This is a genomic window from Boudabousia liubingyangii (assembly GCF_001907245.1).
Classification (GTDB): Bacteria; Actinomycetota; Actinomycetes; order Actinomycetales; family Actinomycetaceae; genus Boudabousia; species Boudabousia liubingyangii.
This window is the reverse complement of sequence record NZ_MQSU01000002.1, coordinates 187,739-203,607: the sequence shown is the minus strand read 5'-3', so window position 1 is coordinate 203,607 and position 15,869 is coordinate 187,739. Positions and strand designations below refer to the sequence as shown.

Here is a 15,869-nt window from a genome sequence, read left to right as displayed (position 1 = left end):
AGGAGCTATTCTAACTAAGGTTTGCTAGGGTCTGCTGGGCGGTTTTTAGTTCTTCGGGAATGGGTGCCGTGAAATGCATTTCCTCCCCCGTGGTGGGATGCGTAAAACCGAGCTGATATGCGTGTAGCCACTGGCGACCAAGGCCTAATTTCTCACAAATTCTGGAGTTGGCCCCGTATAGTTCATCCCCGACGCAGGGGTGGTGAAGGGAGGATAAATGCACGCGAATTTGGTGGGTGCGACCGGTCAGCAGTTCTAGTTCTAGTAGGTCTGCCATGCCCACCTTTTCGAGGACGCGGTAGCGGGTCTTAGCGGGTCGACCATCAGGACGGACAGCCATGCGATAGTCACGGCTCTTAGAACGACCAATCGGAGCGTCGATTAGTCCCTCTGGGTGTTCAAAGTGACCGTGTGCTAGGGCCCGATAGGTCTTGTGCACCTGGCGATCTTTGAAGGCCGCTTGGAGGCTCTCATAGGCGGACTGAGTTTTCGCGACGACCATCACGCCAGAGGTACCCACATCTAGACGGTGGACAATCCCCCGTCGATAGCTATCCCCACTGGTTTGCGGGTCGATTCCACGTGCCAGTAGTACCCCGATGACGCTGGGGCCTTCATAGCCCATGGCGGGGTGTGCGGCCACGCCGGCAGGCTTATTGATGACGACCAGATCATCATCCTGATGCAGAATTTCCAGACCGGGGTGGTCTTGGACGATAAGCTCTGGTTCGGTGGGGACACCAAAGGGCGTAAATTCAAGTGTTTGGCCCGGGTTTAGCGTAGCGGATTTACGACTCTTTTTTCCGTCGACAGAGACTGCGAATTTGTCCCAGTGTTTTGCGACCGCGGAGCGGGTAATGCCGGTTAGGTCCGCAAGTAGGCTATCCAGACGGGTGGGTAGTTCATCGGCGGGGTGTTCGTAACGGCGTCGGCTCTGCGTGCCGGTTTGGGGAGCTGGGGCCTCAGTCATTAATGCCTACCCCTCGGAAGGCCAATAGGGCGATCCCTACGGCCGCGATAAAGATCCAGATATCGGCGACGTTACCGACAAAATAATCACCGTAGGCGATGAAGTCTACGACATGTCCGCGTCCCCAGGCTGGGGGTTGGAAGAGACGGTCGATTAGGTTTCCTACTGCCCCGCTCAGTAGCAGCGAAAGTCCCCAAATCCAGTAATGGTTTGTAACCTGCCTAGAGAAATACAGGATTCCGATACTGACGATGGCTGCGATCAGCGCAAAAATCCAAGTACGTCCGGTTCCCATGGAGAAGGCAGCGCCGGGGTTATGCACCAATTTTAGGCTGAAGAAACCGCCAGGAACCTGAATAATCCGGCCATTACCAAGAGATTTCAGAGCCCAGAGTTTGGTGCCTTGGTCGATCAGTAGAGACAGAATAGCTAGGTTCCAGAAGAGTGGAGATTTCCATGCGCTACGGGTTTTCGCGGGCAAAGGCGCTCCTTTAGATGAAAGAGTGGCGCCCCATAAGCTGGGGCGCCACCAAAGTTATACCGGAATCAGTGACTGATTAGGATCAGTTTTCTTCCTTGCCCTGCTCTAGGTTGCCTAGTAGGCCTTCTAGGTGAGAGCGGATCTGAGAACGGTAATCGCGCTCGAAGTGCTTGAGCTCTTCGATTTCGTTCTTGAGGTTGTTGCGCTTTTCTTCTAGGTCGTTTAGGACGCGAGTACGCTCGTCTTCAGCACCCTTAACGATCTGGACAGCCTGCTCGCGGGATTCAGCGATGATGCGATCGCCTTCCTCACGGCCATCACGAACGTATTCGTCGTGAACACGCTGGGCTAGAGCCAGCATGGAGGTGGCAGATTCGGGTTCAGCGGTAGCAGCAGCAACCGGAGCGGCGGCAGCAACAGGAGCTTCGACAGCAGCAGCGACGGGGGCTTCAACGACCTCTTCGTGCTTTTCTTCAACCGGAGCTTCTTCAGCGGGCTTTTCAGCGACCGGAGCAACTCCGTCAACGCTTTCGCCAACTTCAGCTAGACGACGCTCAGCCTCTTCTAGCTTTGCCTTTAGTTCGGTGTTTTCTTCCTGTAGAACCACCATTGACTTGATTACTTCATCAAGGAAGTTATCTACTTCATCCCGGTCGAAGCCTTCACGGAACTTAGTAACAGTGAAGTTGTGTTCCAGGATGTCATCAATCGTAAGTAGCGCCAAAGTTGTTACCTCATGTTGTCAGTTGTCTACGATCACCCCGAGGGGTAATCCACTTTCAGACTCCAACCCGGCACGTCACGTTTGACGATTACGGTTGGCTCTTACACCACAGTTTACACGCATTAAATGGAAATGCGAAAGGTTAAAGTAGTGTTTTGGTTTAGATTTCGTTCTACATCATCTTGACGACGATGGTCTGAAGGATCCCGATAGCGAAAAACAAAATCAAAATTCCCATATCCAATGCCACCATCCCCAGACGTAGGGGCGGGATCAGGCGACGAAGGAAATTGATGGGCGGATCAGTTAAGGCATAGCAAAGATTACCGATCATGGCCACCACGGTGGGCGGCGCCCAGCGGGGCACAAAGATCTTAATAATGTCAAAGACAAAGCGCCCCAGAAGGATCAGCATGTAGAACCATAGGAGGAAATAAATTACTGAAAGTACAGTACTCATCGGTTCCTAGGTTCAGTGTTCGTTGCGAGAAATGACGTGCCCGTGTCCATCAACAACACTGACTTCCCGGGGGGAAATCAAGAATACGTGTGCGGCCACGTGCTCAGTGTGAGCATCTAGGGCATAGGCAACGCCAGTCATAAAGTACAGGAAGGCACGCTGATCCTGTTCGGACATGTTGCCGATGTGCGCAATCACGGGAACATTCTCACGCAGGGAATCAGACATGGCCAGCATCTCGGCGTCCGCGTACTTCATGGGGCGAACGGTAACGATGCGGGAAAGGTCCGCAGCCGGTGCGGTAGCGGTCGGCATTTCGATAACGGAGCCAGAAGCGTCCTCGTATTCGGGAGCATCTTCATACTCGTCATAGTAGCCATCGTAGGCTTCTTCTTCCGCGGGGGCGGAAAGATTGAAATTGCTCATTAGACCACGTAGTCCACCGGCCATGATATTTCTCCTTAGAGTTTTTGCCTTAACTTGGCACTAGCTTATGGGTTTACAGGCTGTTTTCCGCGGAAGATACGCGGAGTGTCATAAAGCAAAAACGATTGCAGCTTGTCGACCAGTCTGAGGGTTACGTCGATAGGAATAAAGATTCGAATCAGAGTAGGTACAAGACCAGCTTGAACGATCCAGGGGCACGTCCTGTGACTCCAGCTCTAAAGCGAGTGCCTGGGGAAGGTCAAGGTAGACATGACCACTACGTCCCGGCAGGACCGCCTGGGGAGCATGCTGGGCCAGCTTCTCCCCCACTTCTACCTCAACCTCATAGTGCTGGGCGCAGATGCTAGGTCCCAGAGCTGCAAAGATTTGAGTGGCTCCCAGTTCCCGTAATTGACGAATTGCTTCAGTGGCGATCCGCCCCTCGATGCCCTTTCGGCCAGCATGCACTGCGGCGACCAGTTTTTCTTTCGGGGCACTAAACACGACCGGCAAGCAGTCGGCCACCTGCACCGCGGCGGCTAGGCCCACCGGGACAATGATGCCATCAGCCTCAACCGGGTCTGTCTGCGGGGCCTCAACGTACTTAACGACCGTTGAGTGGGTTTGACGCATCCAGACCACCGGGCGCTTAACCAGTTGCGCTACTGCTTCGCGATTTTGGGCGACAGTTTGGGGGTCCTGCCCCACTTGATCACCCAGATTTAGGGCCCCATAGGGGCTCGCGCCGCCTTCAGAGCTTGTGAAGACGGCGCGAGCACCAGGAAGATTGATTTCAATCATTGATTTCAGCGTAGGAATTCGGGTAGCTGTAGCCCATCACCACGGTCATCGCCATCGCCCTCGTCAAAGACTCGGGGGATCTCCAGACCGGAGGAAGTACGCGGACGTGATTCGTAGTACGGATCGTCATCATTCGCTACCGACGGGAAGGCCGAGGGGGCAGCACCCGCAGCAGAGGGAGCAGCCTCAACAGCAGAAGGGGCAGCCGGGCGTAGTCGCGAGGGCGGTGCTACCGGAGCGCTGTGGCGGGTGGGAGCAGCCTCGGGAAGGCTACCAACTTCACGGCTGGGAGCGGCCGGGGCTTCCTCGCGTGCCTGAGGGACAGCGGCGCGCGGGACTTCCCGTTCAGCTTCTAGAGCCACGGGACGAAGCGGCTTTTCCTTTGCGACGGATTCGACGTGATCTTCGGGGGTTTCGAAACCGGCGGCAATCACGGTGACGCGGACTTCGTCGCCTAGGGAGTCGTCGATAACGGCACCGATGATGATGTTGGCATCCGGGTGGGCGTTTTCGCGGACTAGGTCAGCGGCAGCACTGATCTCGTTTAAAGCTAGGTCGCTAGCACCCTGGAAGAAGACCAAGGCACCCTTGGCGCCGTAGATTTCGGCTTCCAGTAGCGGGGATAGCATGGCCTGTTCGGTAGCAGCTAGGACGCGGCCTTCGCCGGTCGCTACGCCAATACCCATGAGGGCAGAGCCGGCATCCTTCATGACGGACTTGACGTCCGCGAAGTCGACGTTGATCAAACCCGGGGTGACGATCAGGTCGGTGATGCCACCAACGCCGTTCATGAGCACCTGGTCAGCCTGGCTGAAAGCCTCGGTGATGGAAAGGTTGTGGTCAGAGGAGGAAAGCAGACGATCGTTGGGGACAACGATGAGGGTGTCAACGCATGCTTGCAGGTTCTTAATGCCTTCTTCAGCCTGCTTGGAGCGACGCTGACCTTCGAAGCTGAAGGGGCGGGTTACTACACCCACGGTTAGGGCTCCAAGTTCGCGGGCGATCTGGGCGACAACCGGAGCCGCACCGGTACCGGTACCGCCACCTTCACCGGCGGTCACGAAGACCATATCCGCACCCTTTAGGGCTTCACGGATCTGGTCAGCATGAGCTTCGGCGGCAGCTTTACCGACGGAAGGATCAGCACCAGCACCCAAGCCGTTGGTCTTTTCTTCGCCGATCTCTAGTTTGATGTCGGCTTCGATAATCATCAAGGCTTGCTTGTCGGTGTTGATTAGAACGTATTCGACGTCCTTAACACCTTCTTGAAACATGCGATTAACGGCGTTACCGCCGCCACCGCCAACGCCAACGACCTTGATATTTGCGACGCTCATGCTGTTCTCTGGCACGGATGTCCTCCCTAAACCCTAAACCTTAAGTTGACACTTAGGTTTGATCTGCTTTTTAGTGGCATAAAGATACGGGCATCGCCGGGGCGTTAACAGTAAACACGCCGAACAAAGTAAAGATGGAAAACCGGTTACTGCTGGGAGGTTACTGGCGCTACCGGCGAAGTCAGATCGTAGACGCGTGCATGACGCTGAATCAGGGTCTTTAGAACCCTAGCTTTAAAGTCCGTATCGTCTGGAGAGCCCCATTTAACCAGGGCCCCATTGCCTAGATGCAGTTGCACATTCGTTGGTGAAGGCACCGACAGGTAACGGACCTCCGAACGGATCTCTGGCGGGAGCCCATCGAGTACCTTGAGGCCGGCGCGGATTGACCGTCCGGTGGATTCTTTACCCATTTCTACCTGGATAACTGGCAGCTTTAAACCCTTAGGTTCAAGATACTTGAGGATCACGCCCTCTTTATCCACTACCAGCGTCTGCTTTTCGTGCGGCACTAGCGCTACTGGCTGCCGGACTTCGACCTCGGCAATGGCGGTGTGCGGGAACTGAGTGGTTACCTTCGAGTTGGCCACAAAAGGTAGGCGGTCAATCTCGGTGGCCATCGCGTCGGTATCGAGGCTGAGCACCGGCTGGTTGCGGTAGGTCTCCATAATCTTGACCACTTGAGCGGACCATTCCGGTTTGGTTTCAGGCTGCAGCTTGGCACTAACCTGCTGCAGGCCGAAGACCTTCGAAAAGTAGAGTAGCCAAACCACCAGCACCAGGAGTAGGACGCCAGCTAGCGTACCTCCTAGGCTCCACATGATTCGACGGCGTTGAGAGCGCTGCCGTTCTTTAATCTTCAGACCCAGCTCATTGCTAGTACCGATAAGGGCCGTGTTTTTGGCTCCGCGTTTTTGACGCCAGCCATGCCAGGAGTCTTTAATCCGACTAGGCCAGGCGCTAAGGCCGCGTTCAGAGCCGGTTTTTCGGGTTTCTTCAAGTTCGGCTAGCGCGTCTGTATCCGCCTCGAAGCTGGCCAATGCCTCAGATTCAGGAGCGTTTTCTGACGGAGTTTTCTGGGGCGCTTCCGGTTCCGCCGGTGCAGCAACGTTAAGGCCCTCTTCCGGGGTGGCGGGAGCTAGCAGTTCGGGTTTGACCGTGGGTAGTTCTTTAGCTCGTTTGGTGGCACTGACTCGCCGCACCACCGGCTTTTCGGCAGGTTCAACCGGCCTAGGCGCTTCCGGTTCTGAAGGCTTAGGCGTTACGCCCTGTGGGCGTCGCGGACGACGAGGAGGCGGTGGTGGCTTCACTATCAGTTATCACCATTGCGACGGGTTGATTCGACCTCGGCTACTACTAGGGGGCCCAGTTTGGTTACGTCACCGGCGCCCATGGTTACCAAGGTGTCACCAGCTTGCAGGTGCTGGGCAAGTAACTGGGCAGCTTCCGTGAGGTTGCCAGAGGGAACTGCTTTTTCTAGATGCTGAGTGATGGTCTGGGCATTGATATCCGTACGGGGGTCTTCCCGGGCCGCGTAGATATCTAGGACGTAAACCTGATCCGCTAGGGATAGTGCCTGAGCGAACTCGGCAGCAAAGGCAGCGGTGCGCGAGTAAAGGTGGGGTTGGAAGGCTACTACCAGACGCCCTTCCCCGGCAACCTGTCGGCCCAGTTTAAGGGCCATAGCAACCTCGGTCGGGTGGTGGGCGTAGTCATCGAAGATGCGTACCTCTCCCCCGTCAAGGGCAAGATTGGCGACCGGGTCAAAACGTCGAGCGGTGCCTTCAAACTGGTTCAGGGCCTGTGCCATGGGGCCGGCTTCGACGCCCAATAAGCGACCGGCAATCCATGCAGCGGTAGCGTTAAGGGCATTGTGCAGGCCTCCCATGCGCAGCTTGATCTGGGCAGATCCTAGAACCCCAGAGACCTCAAACTCTTGGCCGTTATCCGTATCGACGCGCTTTGCTAGCTGGACATCAGCTGTGCCCTGGCCGTAGGTGAGGACGCGGTTCCGGCCGGCTTCCCGGACCTTCTGGGCGAGCTCGGCAGCGCCCGGATCATCAGCAAAGGCAATAAGTGTGCCCTCTGGGACTAGGCGTTCGGCAAAGTTCTGGAAGGCCTGTTTAACGCCCTCGAAAGTGCCGTAGTAGTCCAAGTGATCTGGTTCCACCCCGGTCACGATTTCAATGGTCGGTTCGTAGTTTAGGAAGGAGCCATCGGATTCATCAGCTTCAGCCACGAAGACCGGGCCCTGACCAAGGCGGGCGCCAGAGCCGAAACCTTTAACGATTGAACCAACCGCGAAAGATGGGTCTAGCCCAGCGCTGGTCAGCGCCGAAGAGAGCATCCCCGAGGTAGTGGTCTTCCCATGCGCGCCAGCTACGGCCACGAACTGCTTTCCGGCCGCAGCCAAAGCTAGTCCTTCAGAGCGGTGCAAAATGGGCAGTTGGAGTTCATTCGCCTTAATGATCTGCGGATTATCAGCACGGATTGCCGAAGAGCGAATAATGGTCATTCCCGGTTTGATTAGTTCCGGGTCGTGACCTTCGTAGACCTTCACGCCGGCTTCAGCTAGAGCCTGCGCCGCGGGACCTTGAGCAGAGCGGTCTGCACCAGCTACCTGGTGTCCTTGGCCGGCTAGCAGCTGGGCTACGACACTCATTCCGGCGCCCATGACGCCTAGGAGGAAGTAATCAGTCATTTTTCACCTGCTCGATCAAATCAACGAACCTTGCCGAAGCGTGAACGCGTCCGCAGCCGGCAGCAGCGGTAGCAGCGGCCTGTAGTTTCGCTTCGTCCAAGATCCAGGGGAAGACCTCTTTGCGGATCACGTCGGCATCAAACTGTGCATCTAGGACTAGTTTTGCGCCCCCGGCGCCAACTACTTCAGCGGCGTTTAGACGCTGTTCGCCATTGCCAATCGGCAGGGGTACATAGAGTGCCGGCAGGCCCAAAGCAGCTAGTTCGCAGACGGTTCCGGCCCCTGAACGGCACACGACTAGGTCTGCGGCCGCTAGGACCTCTTCCATGTTCATGGCGTATTCGCTGACGTGATAGCGGTCAGCCAAGCCTAGCTTTTCCACGCTCGCGGCTAGCTCTGCGGACTTTCCCTTACCGGTAAGGTGGTAAACCTGAATGCCTTCTGGGAGTTCGGGCAGTACCTGGGCGAAAGCATCGTTTAGGTGCTTGGCTCCCAGCGAGCCACCGGTAATCACAAGGGTGGGTAAGTTCGGATCCAAGCCTAGGGTTTGCACAGCAGACTCACGTCGCTGGTCACCATTACCGGCTAGGCGATCTTCAGCAAGTTGCGCAATGGGTGCGCGCAGGGGCAGGCCCACAACGGCGGTTTTACCGCGCTTGGCGCGCAGGGTGGTAGCCGGAAAGGACAGTCCGAGGGCCGCACAGGTGCGTGCGCCCCAGCGGTTAGCGAGACCGGCCCGCACGTTCTGCTCTTGGATCACCACGGGAATACCGCGAGCCTGGGCAGCCCGGTAAGCCGGGGTGGAGACGTAGCCGCCAAAGCCTACTACGACCTCGGCACCAAAACTATCTAAGTATTCTCCCGCCTGCTTTACCGCATTCTTAAAGGCGCGCGGGAACTTAAACATGGCCAAGCCCGGACGACGTGGGAAGGCCACCTTAGGGATGAAGTCCAATTCCAAACCGGCCGCCGGAACCAAGTCAGCTTCTAGGCCTTCAGCAGTACCAAGCGCACGGACCTCGTGTCCGCGAGCCTGCAGTTCAGTGGCGGTAGCCAACAGCGGATTGACGTGGCCAGCACTGCCACCGCCAGCAAGATAAACCCTCATTACTACCTCTTCCTTCTGAGATTTGGAACTCGACTAGCTAGGACTGAACGTACCTGACCATAATATCCGCGACGTCCCTCATGGTACTGCTTAACACCCGGCAGGGAGTTAGCGCAGGATAGCACCACGCCGCACACGGCTAGCAGTGAGATCAGCGAAGAATAGCCACGAGAGAGGAAGGGCAAGGGCACGCCCAAAACCGGTAGCACACCTAAAACCACACCAATGTTGACGAAGGACTGGAAGCCGATCCAGGCACCGGCACCCACACAGACCAACTTGGCCCAGGGATCGGGGACGCGCATGGCCACGGTGAAGATTGCGACCACTAGGGTCACGAATAGCAAGATTACTAAGGTTGCGCCAACGAAACCGTACTCTTCACAGAGGACCGCGAAAATAAAGTCTGAGTCGGCAGTGGGCAGGTAGAGCCATTTTTCTCTCGAGGCACCGGGCCCCTGACCGAATAAACCACCCATGCCCACGGCCCAGCGGGAATGGTCAATCTGGGTGGCGGGCTGATAGCCCAAGGGGGCGGCTTTGAGACCTAGGGCTACGCCAATGGAATCGAATAGGGCCTTCACGCGGGTACGACGCGAGGGCGAGATCATCACCATGAACACGGCCCCAAAGGCCGCGAAAACAAAGAACCACGAGATATAGCGGCCGGAAACTTGGGCGGCAATGATGACGAAGAGGTAGATGGCCACGAAGATGACGACACTACCCATGTCACGACAGATCAACACCGGGAAGATAGTAACTACCAGGGCGCCGGTCAGGTAGACCACGGCTCCAATCCCTTTTCTCAGATCCATGGGGAATTCGGCCAAAATCAGCGCTAGGACCATTACGAAGCCCAGTTTTAAGAGCTCTGAGGGCTGAATGATCACACCGACGTTCAGCCAGTTACGGTTACCACCGATTTCCTTACCGACGAAGAAGGTAGCCATCTGGAGCATCCAGGCCACGGGGTAGACCAGGTAGGTCAATTTTTTGAGCCAGCCGACGGGCATTTTCATGGCAATGAGCATCATCACGACACCCATGGCGGTAAAGACTGAAATACGGGCGATTTCGCCCCAGAATGAGGTTCCGCGGTTAATCAGGCGGACTGACATAGCGGAGTACACCAGTAGGAAGCCAAAGGCAGAAAGGAACAGGACGATCCCAAGGATGATATTGCGTAGCAGCAGATCCCTTTGGATCATCTGACTGACGTCAGCGGTGGTTGTCACCGTGGAGGGTGAGCCTTCTCCGATCTTGCGGGAGGAAAGCTTATTTTTTAGCTTTTCCCACCACTTCATGCCTGTTGCTCCGCAAGTCTACGGACCGCATCCGCGAACAGATCACCACGCTCAGAATATGACTTGAATTGGTCCCATGAAGCACAGGCAGGGGCCAACAGGATGGTATCGCCGGGTCGTGACAGGGCGACAGCTTCGTGTACTACCGACATGAGGAAATCTTCATGACCATCAACTTCCACCACCGGCAACTGCGGGGCGTGGGTCTGGAAGGCTTCCCGAAGAGCAGTGCGGTCTTCGCCAATGATAATGGCGGCACGTAGGCGCGAAGCGACCTCGGCTACTAACTCACTAAGATCTTGGCCCTTGGTCAGCCCGCCCACAATCCAGACTGCCGTTCCCGGTTCGATCCCGGCTAGCGAGGCACGGGCAGCGTGAGCATTGGTGGCTTTAGAGTCATCGATCCAGGTAACTTCCGCGACCTGCCCGAGGACGTGGCGACGGTGACCAGGGGCGGCAAAACGCATGAGACCGTCACGAACGGCCACGGGTTCAACACCGACTGCGCGAGTTAGGGCCGCCGCGGCTAGTGCGTCTAGGACTACTGCGGGCGAGGGGGCGGCCGACCAGGCCGTCGCCAGCTCTTCTAGGTCGGCAACCTCGGCTGCCTGCTGGTAGCGGTTTTCGACAAAGGCGCGGTCCACTAGGTACTGTTCCACCAAGCCAAAATCAGAGGGGCCGGGGTGACCTAGGGTAATGCCAATGGCGCGGGCACCTTCTTGGACGTCGGCGTCCTCGACCATTTTGCGAACTACCTCGTCACCCTGGGGGAAGACGCAGGCAATCTTGGTGTTTTCGTAGACGCGTGCTTTTGAGTCACGGTAGTGTTCGAAGCTGCGGTGCCAATCGAGGTGGTCAGCGGCCACATTCAGACACAGTGAAGCGGTGGGTTCGACCGTGTAAGTCAAGGCTAGTTGGAAGCTAGATAGTTCCACCACTAGGGCGTCGTAGTCACCACTGTGAACGCGGGAGATCAGTGACTGGCCGTTGTTACCGACAGCGAAGGCGCGCTGACCGGCGGCTCGTAGGATCGTGGCGGCCATTTCCACTGTAGTGGTTTTGCCGTTGGTGCCGGTGACACAGAGCCAGGGTTGCTCTCCCCCGTCGGCCTGCTGAAGCCGCCAGGCTAGTTCTACTTCAGAGATAACTTCCTGCTGGGCGATTACCGGCGCTAGGGCCTGGGAAAAGACTGAGATTCCGGGTGAGGCGACCACTAGGTCCGCGTGGGCGTCACAGGCCAGTTTCCCCATCTGTTCGTCGGTTTCACAGTGGGTCACGTCCCAGCCTTCAGCTTTGGCCGAGGCAGCTGCGTCAGCATTGCGTTCTAGCAGGCTAACTTGGTAGTTACGTTCTTTGAGTACTTGTGCTACGCCGAGGCCGGTTTTTCCGGCTCCTAGGATTAGGGCGGTGGTTTTCGGGTTTTCGCTCATCGTGCCGCACTCACCCATTCTGCGTAGAAGAGGACGACGCCAAGGATCGCGCAGAGGCCGGCTACCAGCCAGAAGCGGATTACGATGGTGATTTCACGCCAGCCGGATAGTTCGAAGTGGTGGTGTAGCGGGGCCATCTTGAAGACGCGCTTACGGGTAAGTTTGAAGGACGTAATCTGGATGACGTCTGACATGACCGTGGCGACGAAGAGGCCACCGATGACGATGGCTAGGAACTCGGTGTGGGTCATGATGGACATCGCGGCTACGGCACCACCTAGGGCTAGGGAGCCGGTATCACCCATGAAGATTTGGGCGGGGGCGGCGTTCCACCAGAGGAAGCCGAAGCAGGCGCCAACTAGGGCGGAGCAGAAGATGGCAAGTCCTAGTGGGTTGGCCGTGGTGTAGCAGGCGTGCAGCGCGGCGGGGCCGCGGGCACAATCCTGGTAGTACTGCCAGATGGAGATGAAGGTGTAGGCACCGAAGACGGCCATGGACGCGCCGGTAGCCAAACCGTCTAGGCCATCGGTGAGGTTCACGGCATTAGACCAGGCAGAGACCAGTAGGTTTACCCAGATTAGAAACAGCACAATACCGATTCCGAAGCCCCAGTACGCTAGGCTCAGCCGGGTATCGCGAACTACGGAAATCGCCATAGATGCTGAGGTTTGGCCGTACTGATTCGGGATCAGGGCGGCCCCTAGGGCAAAGATAGTGCCCACTAGGACTTGCCCAATGATTTTTGCCAGCGGGTTTAAGCCCAGTGAGCGCTGTTTGGAGATCTTCGTGAAGTCGTCGATAAAGCCGATCACGCCTAGCCCCACGAATAGGAACATGACAAGGCCTGAGGAGATTGATGGCAGGTGTCCGCCGAATCCGAATCCGAGGAAGGTACCGATGACAGTGGCCGCAATAATTACGACGCCACCCATGGTGGGGGTACCACGCTTGGTGAGGTGTTCGGTGGGGCCGTCTTGCCGGATGAACTGACCGTATTCGCGAGCTACCAAGAACTTGATAAAGAACGGCGTACCGAAGAGTGAGATTAGTAGCGATGACCCTAGGGCCACAAGGATTGCCATCATTTTTCATTCACTCCTTGGAGCAGTTCGTCTGCGATTTCGTAGACCCGTGAGCCGTTTGATCCCTTGAGAAGGATTAGTGCTCCAGCGGGGGCGTACTTATCTAATAGCTTACGAGCATCTGCTGGGGTCTCGCAGTGCCAAGCTTGCGTTTTGTCTTTCACCACATCATGTAGGGGCTCAGCTTCCGGGCCCACCGTGATGATTACGTGGACCTGTGCTGCTAGGGCCTGCTCCCCCACCTGTCGGTGTAGTTCTGCCGATTGTGGGCCCAGTTCTAGCATCTGGCCAAGGACCGCAACGCGGGTGGCTTCGGGCTGACTTTGTCCTAGGTGCGCTAGGGCGGTTAGCGCTGCTTTCATGGAGTCCGGGTTCGCATTGTAGGCGTCATCGATAACGGTCCACTGTCCCTTTTCAAGCGGGGCGGCAAAGACGTGCATACGGTGCGGACTGATGGCTTGTGAGAGTCCCAGTGCGGCCACGACCTGTTCGTAGGGTACCGCTAGGGCCAGTGCGGTAGTGGCAGCAGCAAGGGCGTTAGCAACATGGTGCTTACCAACTAGCGACAGCTGTACGCGCGCGTTTTGCTCTTCGTAGCACAGTTCAAAACTGGGGCGGCCAATCTCATCGAGTTCGATCCCATTGGCGCGGACGGTAGCTTCCGCAGCTCCCTGTGCAGAGAAGTACCAGGTGGGTCCTTCATGGGCCGCAGCCATTTGTCGAACGGCGGAATCATCATAGTTGAGGATTTTCACGCCTTGCGGACGTAGTCCGGCAACCAGTTCTGCTTTTGTCTGGGCTAGGACTTCACGTGATCCAAAGCCACCTAGGTGGGCGGTACCGACCAGTAGTTCAACTGCCGCATCGGGGGCGATGAAGCTGGTGAGGTACTTTAGGTTTCCGGGGGCGTCGGCTCCCATTTCGAGGACGAGGAAGCGGGTTTCGGGTTCCGCTTTGAGTGCGGTTAGCGGCATGCCCACCTCGTTATTAAAGGAACGTAGGTTAGAGACGGTGGGTGCCTGGGAGGCCAGAATCTGCGCTAGCAAGTCCTTGGTGGTGGTTTTACCGGCGGAACCGGTAATGCCGATTACCTGTAGTTGCGAGTTCGGTGCCGATCGCAGGGATTCAATGTAGGTGCCGGCGATCTGCGCGAGGGCTTTGGTGGAGTCTTCGACCAGCAGGGCGGGAACGGGCCATGGTCCGGGCTTTTCGACCACCAGAGCCACGGCACCGGCTTTGACGGCGGCGGGAATGTAATCGTGTCCGTCGGCTTGTTCACCGGGACGGGCCACGTAGAGGGAGCCCGGTTTGGCTTCGCGAGAGTCGGTGACTACCGGACCGTCGATCTGCACGTCGTTTCCCAGTAGTTCGGCTGGCAACACCTGTGCTAGTGCAGCTAGTGAATAGCGCATCTTATTTCCTTCCCGACTGTGCCCAAAACTCGCGAGCAACTAGGCGATCATCTAGTTCAACTGGGGTGGTTCCCACTACTTGGATAGTCTCATGTCCACGTCCGGCTAGTAGCACGGTGTCTTCTGGACGGGCTAAACCCAAGGAGATTTGAATGGCTAGTTCACGACCATCGACCTCTAGGGCCGGCAACTGGTCTTGATTCGGGGCCTGCGATAGGGCTTCCTGGGCTTCCGAAGTGGAAGACACGGTGGCGAAGCTGGGGCAACCCTGTAGGACTTCGGCGCGGATCTGATCGGTGGGTTCGGTATAGGGGTCGTCATCGGTGACGATTACCAAATCTGCACACTCGCAGGCGCTCTGGCCCATCTGGGCGCGTTTGCCACGGTCTCGTTCACCGGTGGCGCCGAAAACTAGGATGATTCGGCCGGGAGTGTGCGGACGTAGTGCCTGGCAGGAAAGCACAATGGCGTCAGTAGTGTGTGCATAATCCACCACGGTGAGCGCTTTTTCTTCGGTGCGTCCCTGAACGATTTCCATGCGTCCGGGGACCTGAGTATTGCGAGCAATGCGTTCGGCAGCAACCTGGACGTCATGGCCACTAACTGCCGCCATCACCAGGGCGACTGCCATGTTTTGAACGTTGTAGTGTCCGGGTAGCGGACAGTGGGCGCGGACCACCTCCGGGTACTGGCTGCCGGCAGGTGCGTAAAGTTCAAAGTCGGTGCCGGCCATTCCCGCGGGATTCGGTAGCACACGCACGTTCCAGTCTGCGGTTTTCCCTTCGGTAGCCACAGTGACATGCGGTAGCTTCGTTTCTGCTGCTAGGCGCTCTCCCCACTGGTCATCGACGCAGATTACACCGCGTTGGGCCCGCGCCGGATCAAAGAGTTTAGCTTTGGCTAGGAAGTAGTCTTCCATCGTGCCGTGGAAGTCTAGGTGGTCACGCTGCAGGTTCAAAAAGCCTACGGTTTCCAGTTTTAGGCCACTGATTCGTCCTAGTTCAAGTGCGTGGGAAGAAACCTCAATGGCCGCCTCTTGGGTGCCATTTTCGAGGGCGAAAGCCAGCAGCTGCTGTAGTAGTGGCGCTTCTAGGCTAGTGCGGGCAGAGGGCAGCTGAACGCCACCCAGATCGATTCCGACCGTGCCGATATTGCCGGCGCGATGACCGTCCGGCTGGTCTTCAAAGGCGGCCCGCAGCATCCGGGTGGAGGTGGATTTTCCGTTCGTGCCGGTAACGCCATAAACCTTTAGTTTAGAACTGGGGTCACCGAAAACCTGCGCGGCAACTAAGCCGGCCACCTCGCGCGGGTTTTCGCAAGCAATTACAGGTACCGGAAGGGCTTTTGCCTTTAGGGCCTCAAGTCCAGCGCTGGTAGTCAGGATCGCGGTGGCACCCGCTTCGACAGCTTGAGGGGCGTAATCCCAGCCGTGAGCACGCGCGCCGGCAAGGGCTACGAATAGGTAGTCGGCTGCGACCTCGTTAGAAGCAACGGTAACGCCGGCAATGCGCTGGGTGACGTCAGCGGTTTCCGGATAGATTTTTCCCTCGCTCAACTCGAGTACCTGGGCCAAAGAGAGCCCGGGAACCTGTTGAGGATGAAGATCAGCTAGGCCTAAAGACATGTAATA

At 57.1% G+C, this 15,869-nt stretch carries 15 protein-coding genes; all 15 read right to left on the bottom strand.

The annotated features are described in order from the left end of the window. Window positions 1-10: 10 nt before the first annotated feature. The 15 genes from BSR28_RS03390 to BSR28_RS03320 all read right to left on the bottom strand — a co-directional run bounded on the left by BSR28_RS03390 (window position 11) and on the right by BSR28_RS03320 (window position 15,863). Window positions 11-970 carry an RluA family pseudouridine synthase gene (locus BSR28_RS03390; RefSeq protein ID WP_083562998.1) on the bottom strand — a complete coding sequence of 320 codons (960 nt, stop codon included), beginning with the start codon at window positions 968-970 and terminating at the stop codon, window positions 11-13. Beyond that, window positions 963-1,451, bottom strand: a complete 489-nt coding sequence (gene lspA / locus BSR28_RS03385; RefSeq protein WP_073708964.1) for a signal peptidase II — start codon at window positions 1,449-1,451, stop codon at window positions 963-965. Before lspA ends, BSR28_RS03390 begins: the two co-directional genes overlap by 8 nt. A gap of 82 nt (window positions 1,452-1,533) precedes the next feature. Continuing rightward, window positions 1,534-2,175: a DivIVA domain-containing protein gene (locus BSR28_RS03380; RefSeq protein ID WP_073713354.1), complete on the bottom strand. Its 642-nt coding sequence runs from the start codon at window positions 2,173-2,175 to the stop codon at window positions 1,534-1,536. 172 nt (window positions 2,176-2,347) lie between these two features. Further along, the gene (locus BSR28_RS03375) at window positions 2,348-2,635 is read right to left on the bottom strand and encodes a YggT family protein (RefSeq protein WP_073708962.1); all 288 of its coding nucleotides are present in this window, start codon (window positions 2,633-2,635) and stop codon (window positions 2,348-2,350) included. A 12-nt stretch (window positions 2,636-2,647) separates the two neighbouring features. Beyond that, on the bottom strand, window positions 2,648-3,085 hold the full coding sequence (locus BSR28_RS03370) for a cell division protein SepF (RefSeq protein WP_073708961.1): 438 nt from the start codon (window positions 3,083-3,085) through the stop codon (window positions 2,648-2,650). 84 nt (window positions 3,086-3,169) lie between these two features. Next, window positions 3,170-3,862: a peptidoglycan editing factor PgeF gene (gene pgeF / locus BSR28_RS03365; RefSeq protein ID WP_073713353.1), complete on the bottom strand. Its 693-nt coding sequence runs from the start codon at window positions 3,860-3,862 to the stop codon at window positions 3,170-3,172. A 5-nt stretch (window positions 3,863-3,867) separates the two neighbouring features. Continuing rightward, window positions 3,868-5,214, bottom strand: coding sequence for a cell division protein FtsZ (ftsZ, locus tag BSR28_RS03360; protein WP_407922460.1), 1,347 nt, complete (start codon window positions 5,212-5,214; stop codon window positions 3,868-3,870). Window positions 5,215-5,345: 131 nt separating this feature from the next. Then, a complete protein-coding gene (locus BSR28_RS03355) occupies window positions 5,346-6,509 on the bottom strand; it encodes a cell division protein FtsQ/DivIB (RefSeq protein WP_073713351.1) in 1,164 nt (387 codons plus the stop codon). A 2-nt stretch (window positions 6,510-6,511) separates the two neighbouring features. Continuing rightward, the gene (gene murC / locus BSR28_RS03350) at window positions 6,512-7,900 is read right to left on the bottom strand and encodes a UDP-N-acetylmuramate--L-alanine ligase (RefSeq protein WP_073713350.1); all 1,389 of its coding nucleotides are present in this window, start codon (window positions 7,898-7,900) and stop codon (window positions 6,512-6,514) included. Beyond that, entirely contained in the window at window positions 7,893-9,008 is a 1,116-nt protein-coding gene (gene murG / locus BSR28_RS03345; RefSeq protein ID WP_073713349.1) for an undecaprenyldiphospho-muramoylpentapeptide beta-N-acetylglucosaminyltransferase, read from the bottom strand. The genes murC and murG overlap by 8 nt, the downstream gene beginning before the upstream one ends. Window positions 9,009-9,010: 2 nt before the next feature. Then, window positions 9,011-10,315, bottom strand: coding sequence for an FtsW/RodA/SpoVE family cell cycle protein (locus BSR28_RS03340; protein ID WP_073713348.1), 1,305 nt, complete (start codon window positions 10,313-10,315; stop codon window positions 9,011-9,013). Then, entirely contained in the window at window positions 10,312-11,745 is a 1,434-nt protein-coding gene (gene murD, locus BSR28_RS03335) for a UDP-N-acetylmuramoyl-L-alanine--D-glutamate ligase (protein WP_073713347.1), read from the bottom strand. The genes BSR28_RS03340 and murD overlap by 4 nt, the downstream gene beginning before the upstream one ends. Continuing rightward, a complete protein-coding gene (gene mraY / locus BSR28_RS03330) occupies window positions 11,742-12,830 on the bottom strand; it encodes a phospho-N-acetylmuramoyl-pentapeptide-transferase (protein WP_073708953.1) in 1,089 nt (362 codons plus the stop codon). The genes murD and mraY overlap by 4 nt, the downstream gene beginning before the upstream one ends. Then, window positions 12,827-14,239 carry a UDP-N-acetylmuramoyl-tripeptide--D-alanyl-D-alanine ligase gene (locus BSR28_RS03325; protein WP_073713346.1) on the bottom strand — a complete coding sequence of 471 codons (1,413 nt, stop codon included), beginning with the start codon at window positions 14,237-14,239 and terminating at the stop codon, window positions 12,827-12,829. The genes mraY and BSR28_RS03325 overlap by 4 nt, the downstream gene beginning before the upstream one ends. A 1-nt stretch (window position 14,240) precedes the next feature. Then, the gene (locus tag BSR28_RS03320) at window positions 14,241-15,863 is read right to left on the bottom strand and encodes a Mur ligase family protein (RefSeq protein ID WP_073708951.1); all 1,623 of its coding nucleotides are present in this window, start codon (window positions 15,861-15,863) and stop codon (window positions 14,241-14,243) included. Window positions 15,864-15,869 lie beyond the last annotated feature (6 nt).

What these genes read in the sequence shown, in the direction of transcription:
- BSR28_RS03390 (WP_083562998.1), bottom strand. Translation starts at nt 970, where the DNA reads ATGACTGAGGCCCCAGCTCCCCAAACCGGCACGCAGAGCCGACGCCGT.
- BSR28_RS03375 (WP_073708962.1), bottom strand. Translation starts at nt 2,635, where the DNA reads ATGAGTACTGTACTTTCAGTAATTTATTTCCTCCTATGGTTCTACATG.
- BSR28_RS03370 (WP_073708961.1), bottom strand. Translation starts at nt 3,085, where the DNA reads ATGGCCGGTGGACTACGTGGTCTAATGAGCAATTTCAATCTTTCCGCC.
- pgeF (WP_073713353.1), bottom strand. Translation starts at nt 3,862, where the DNA reads ATGATTGAAATCAATCTTCCTGGTGCTCGCGCCGTCTTCACAAGCTCT.
- murC (WP_073713350.1), bottom strand. Translation starts at nt 7,900, where the DNA reads ATGACTGATTACTTCCTCCTAGGCGTCATGGGCGCCGGAATGAGTGTC.
- murG (WP_073713349.1), bottom strand. Translation starts at nt 9,008, where the DNA reads ATGAGGGTTTATCTTGCTGGCGGTGGCAGTGCTGGCCACGTCAATCCG.
- BSR28_RS03340 (WP_073713348.1), bottom strand. Translation starts at nt 10,315, where the DNA reads ATGAAGTGGTGGGAAAAGCTAAAAAATAAGCTTTCCTCCCGCAAGATC.
- murD (WP_073713347.1), bottom strand. Translation starts at nt 11,745, where the DNA reads ATGAGCGAAAACCCGAAAACCACCGCCCTAATCCTAGGAGCCGGAAAA.
- mraY (WP_073708953.1), bottom strand. Translation starts at nt 12,830, where the DNA reads ATGATGGCAATCCTTGTGGCCCTAGGGTCATCGCTACTAATCTCACTC.
- BSR28_RS03325 (WP_073713346.1), bottom strand. Translation starts at nt 14,239, where the DNA reads ATGCGCTATTCACTAGCTGCACTAGCACAGGTGTTGCCAGCCGAACTA.
- BSR28_RS03320 (WP_073708951.1), bottom strand. Translation starts at nt 15,863, where the DNA reads ATGTCTTTAGGCCTAGCTGATCTTCATCCTCAACAGGTTCCCGGGCTC.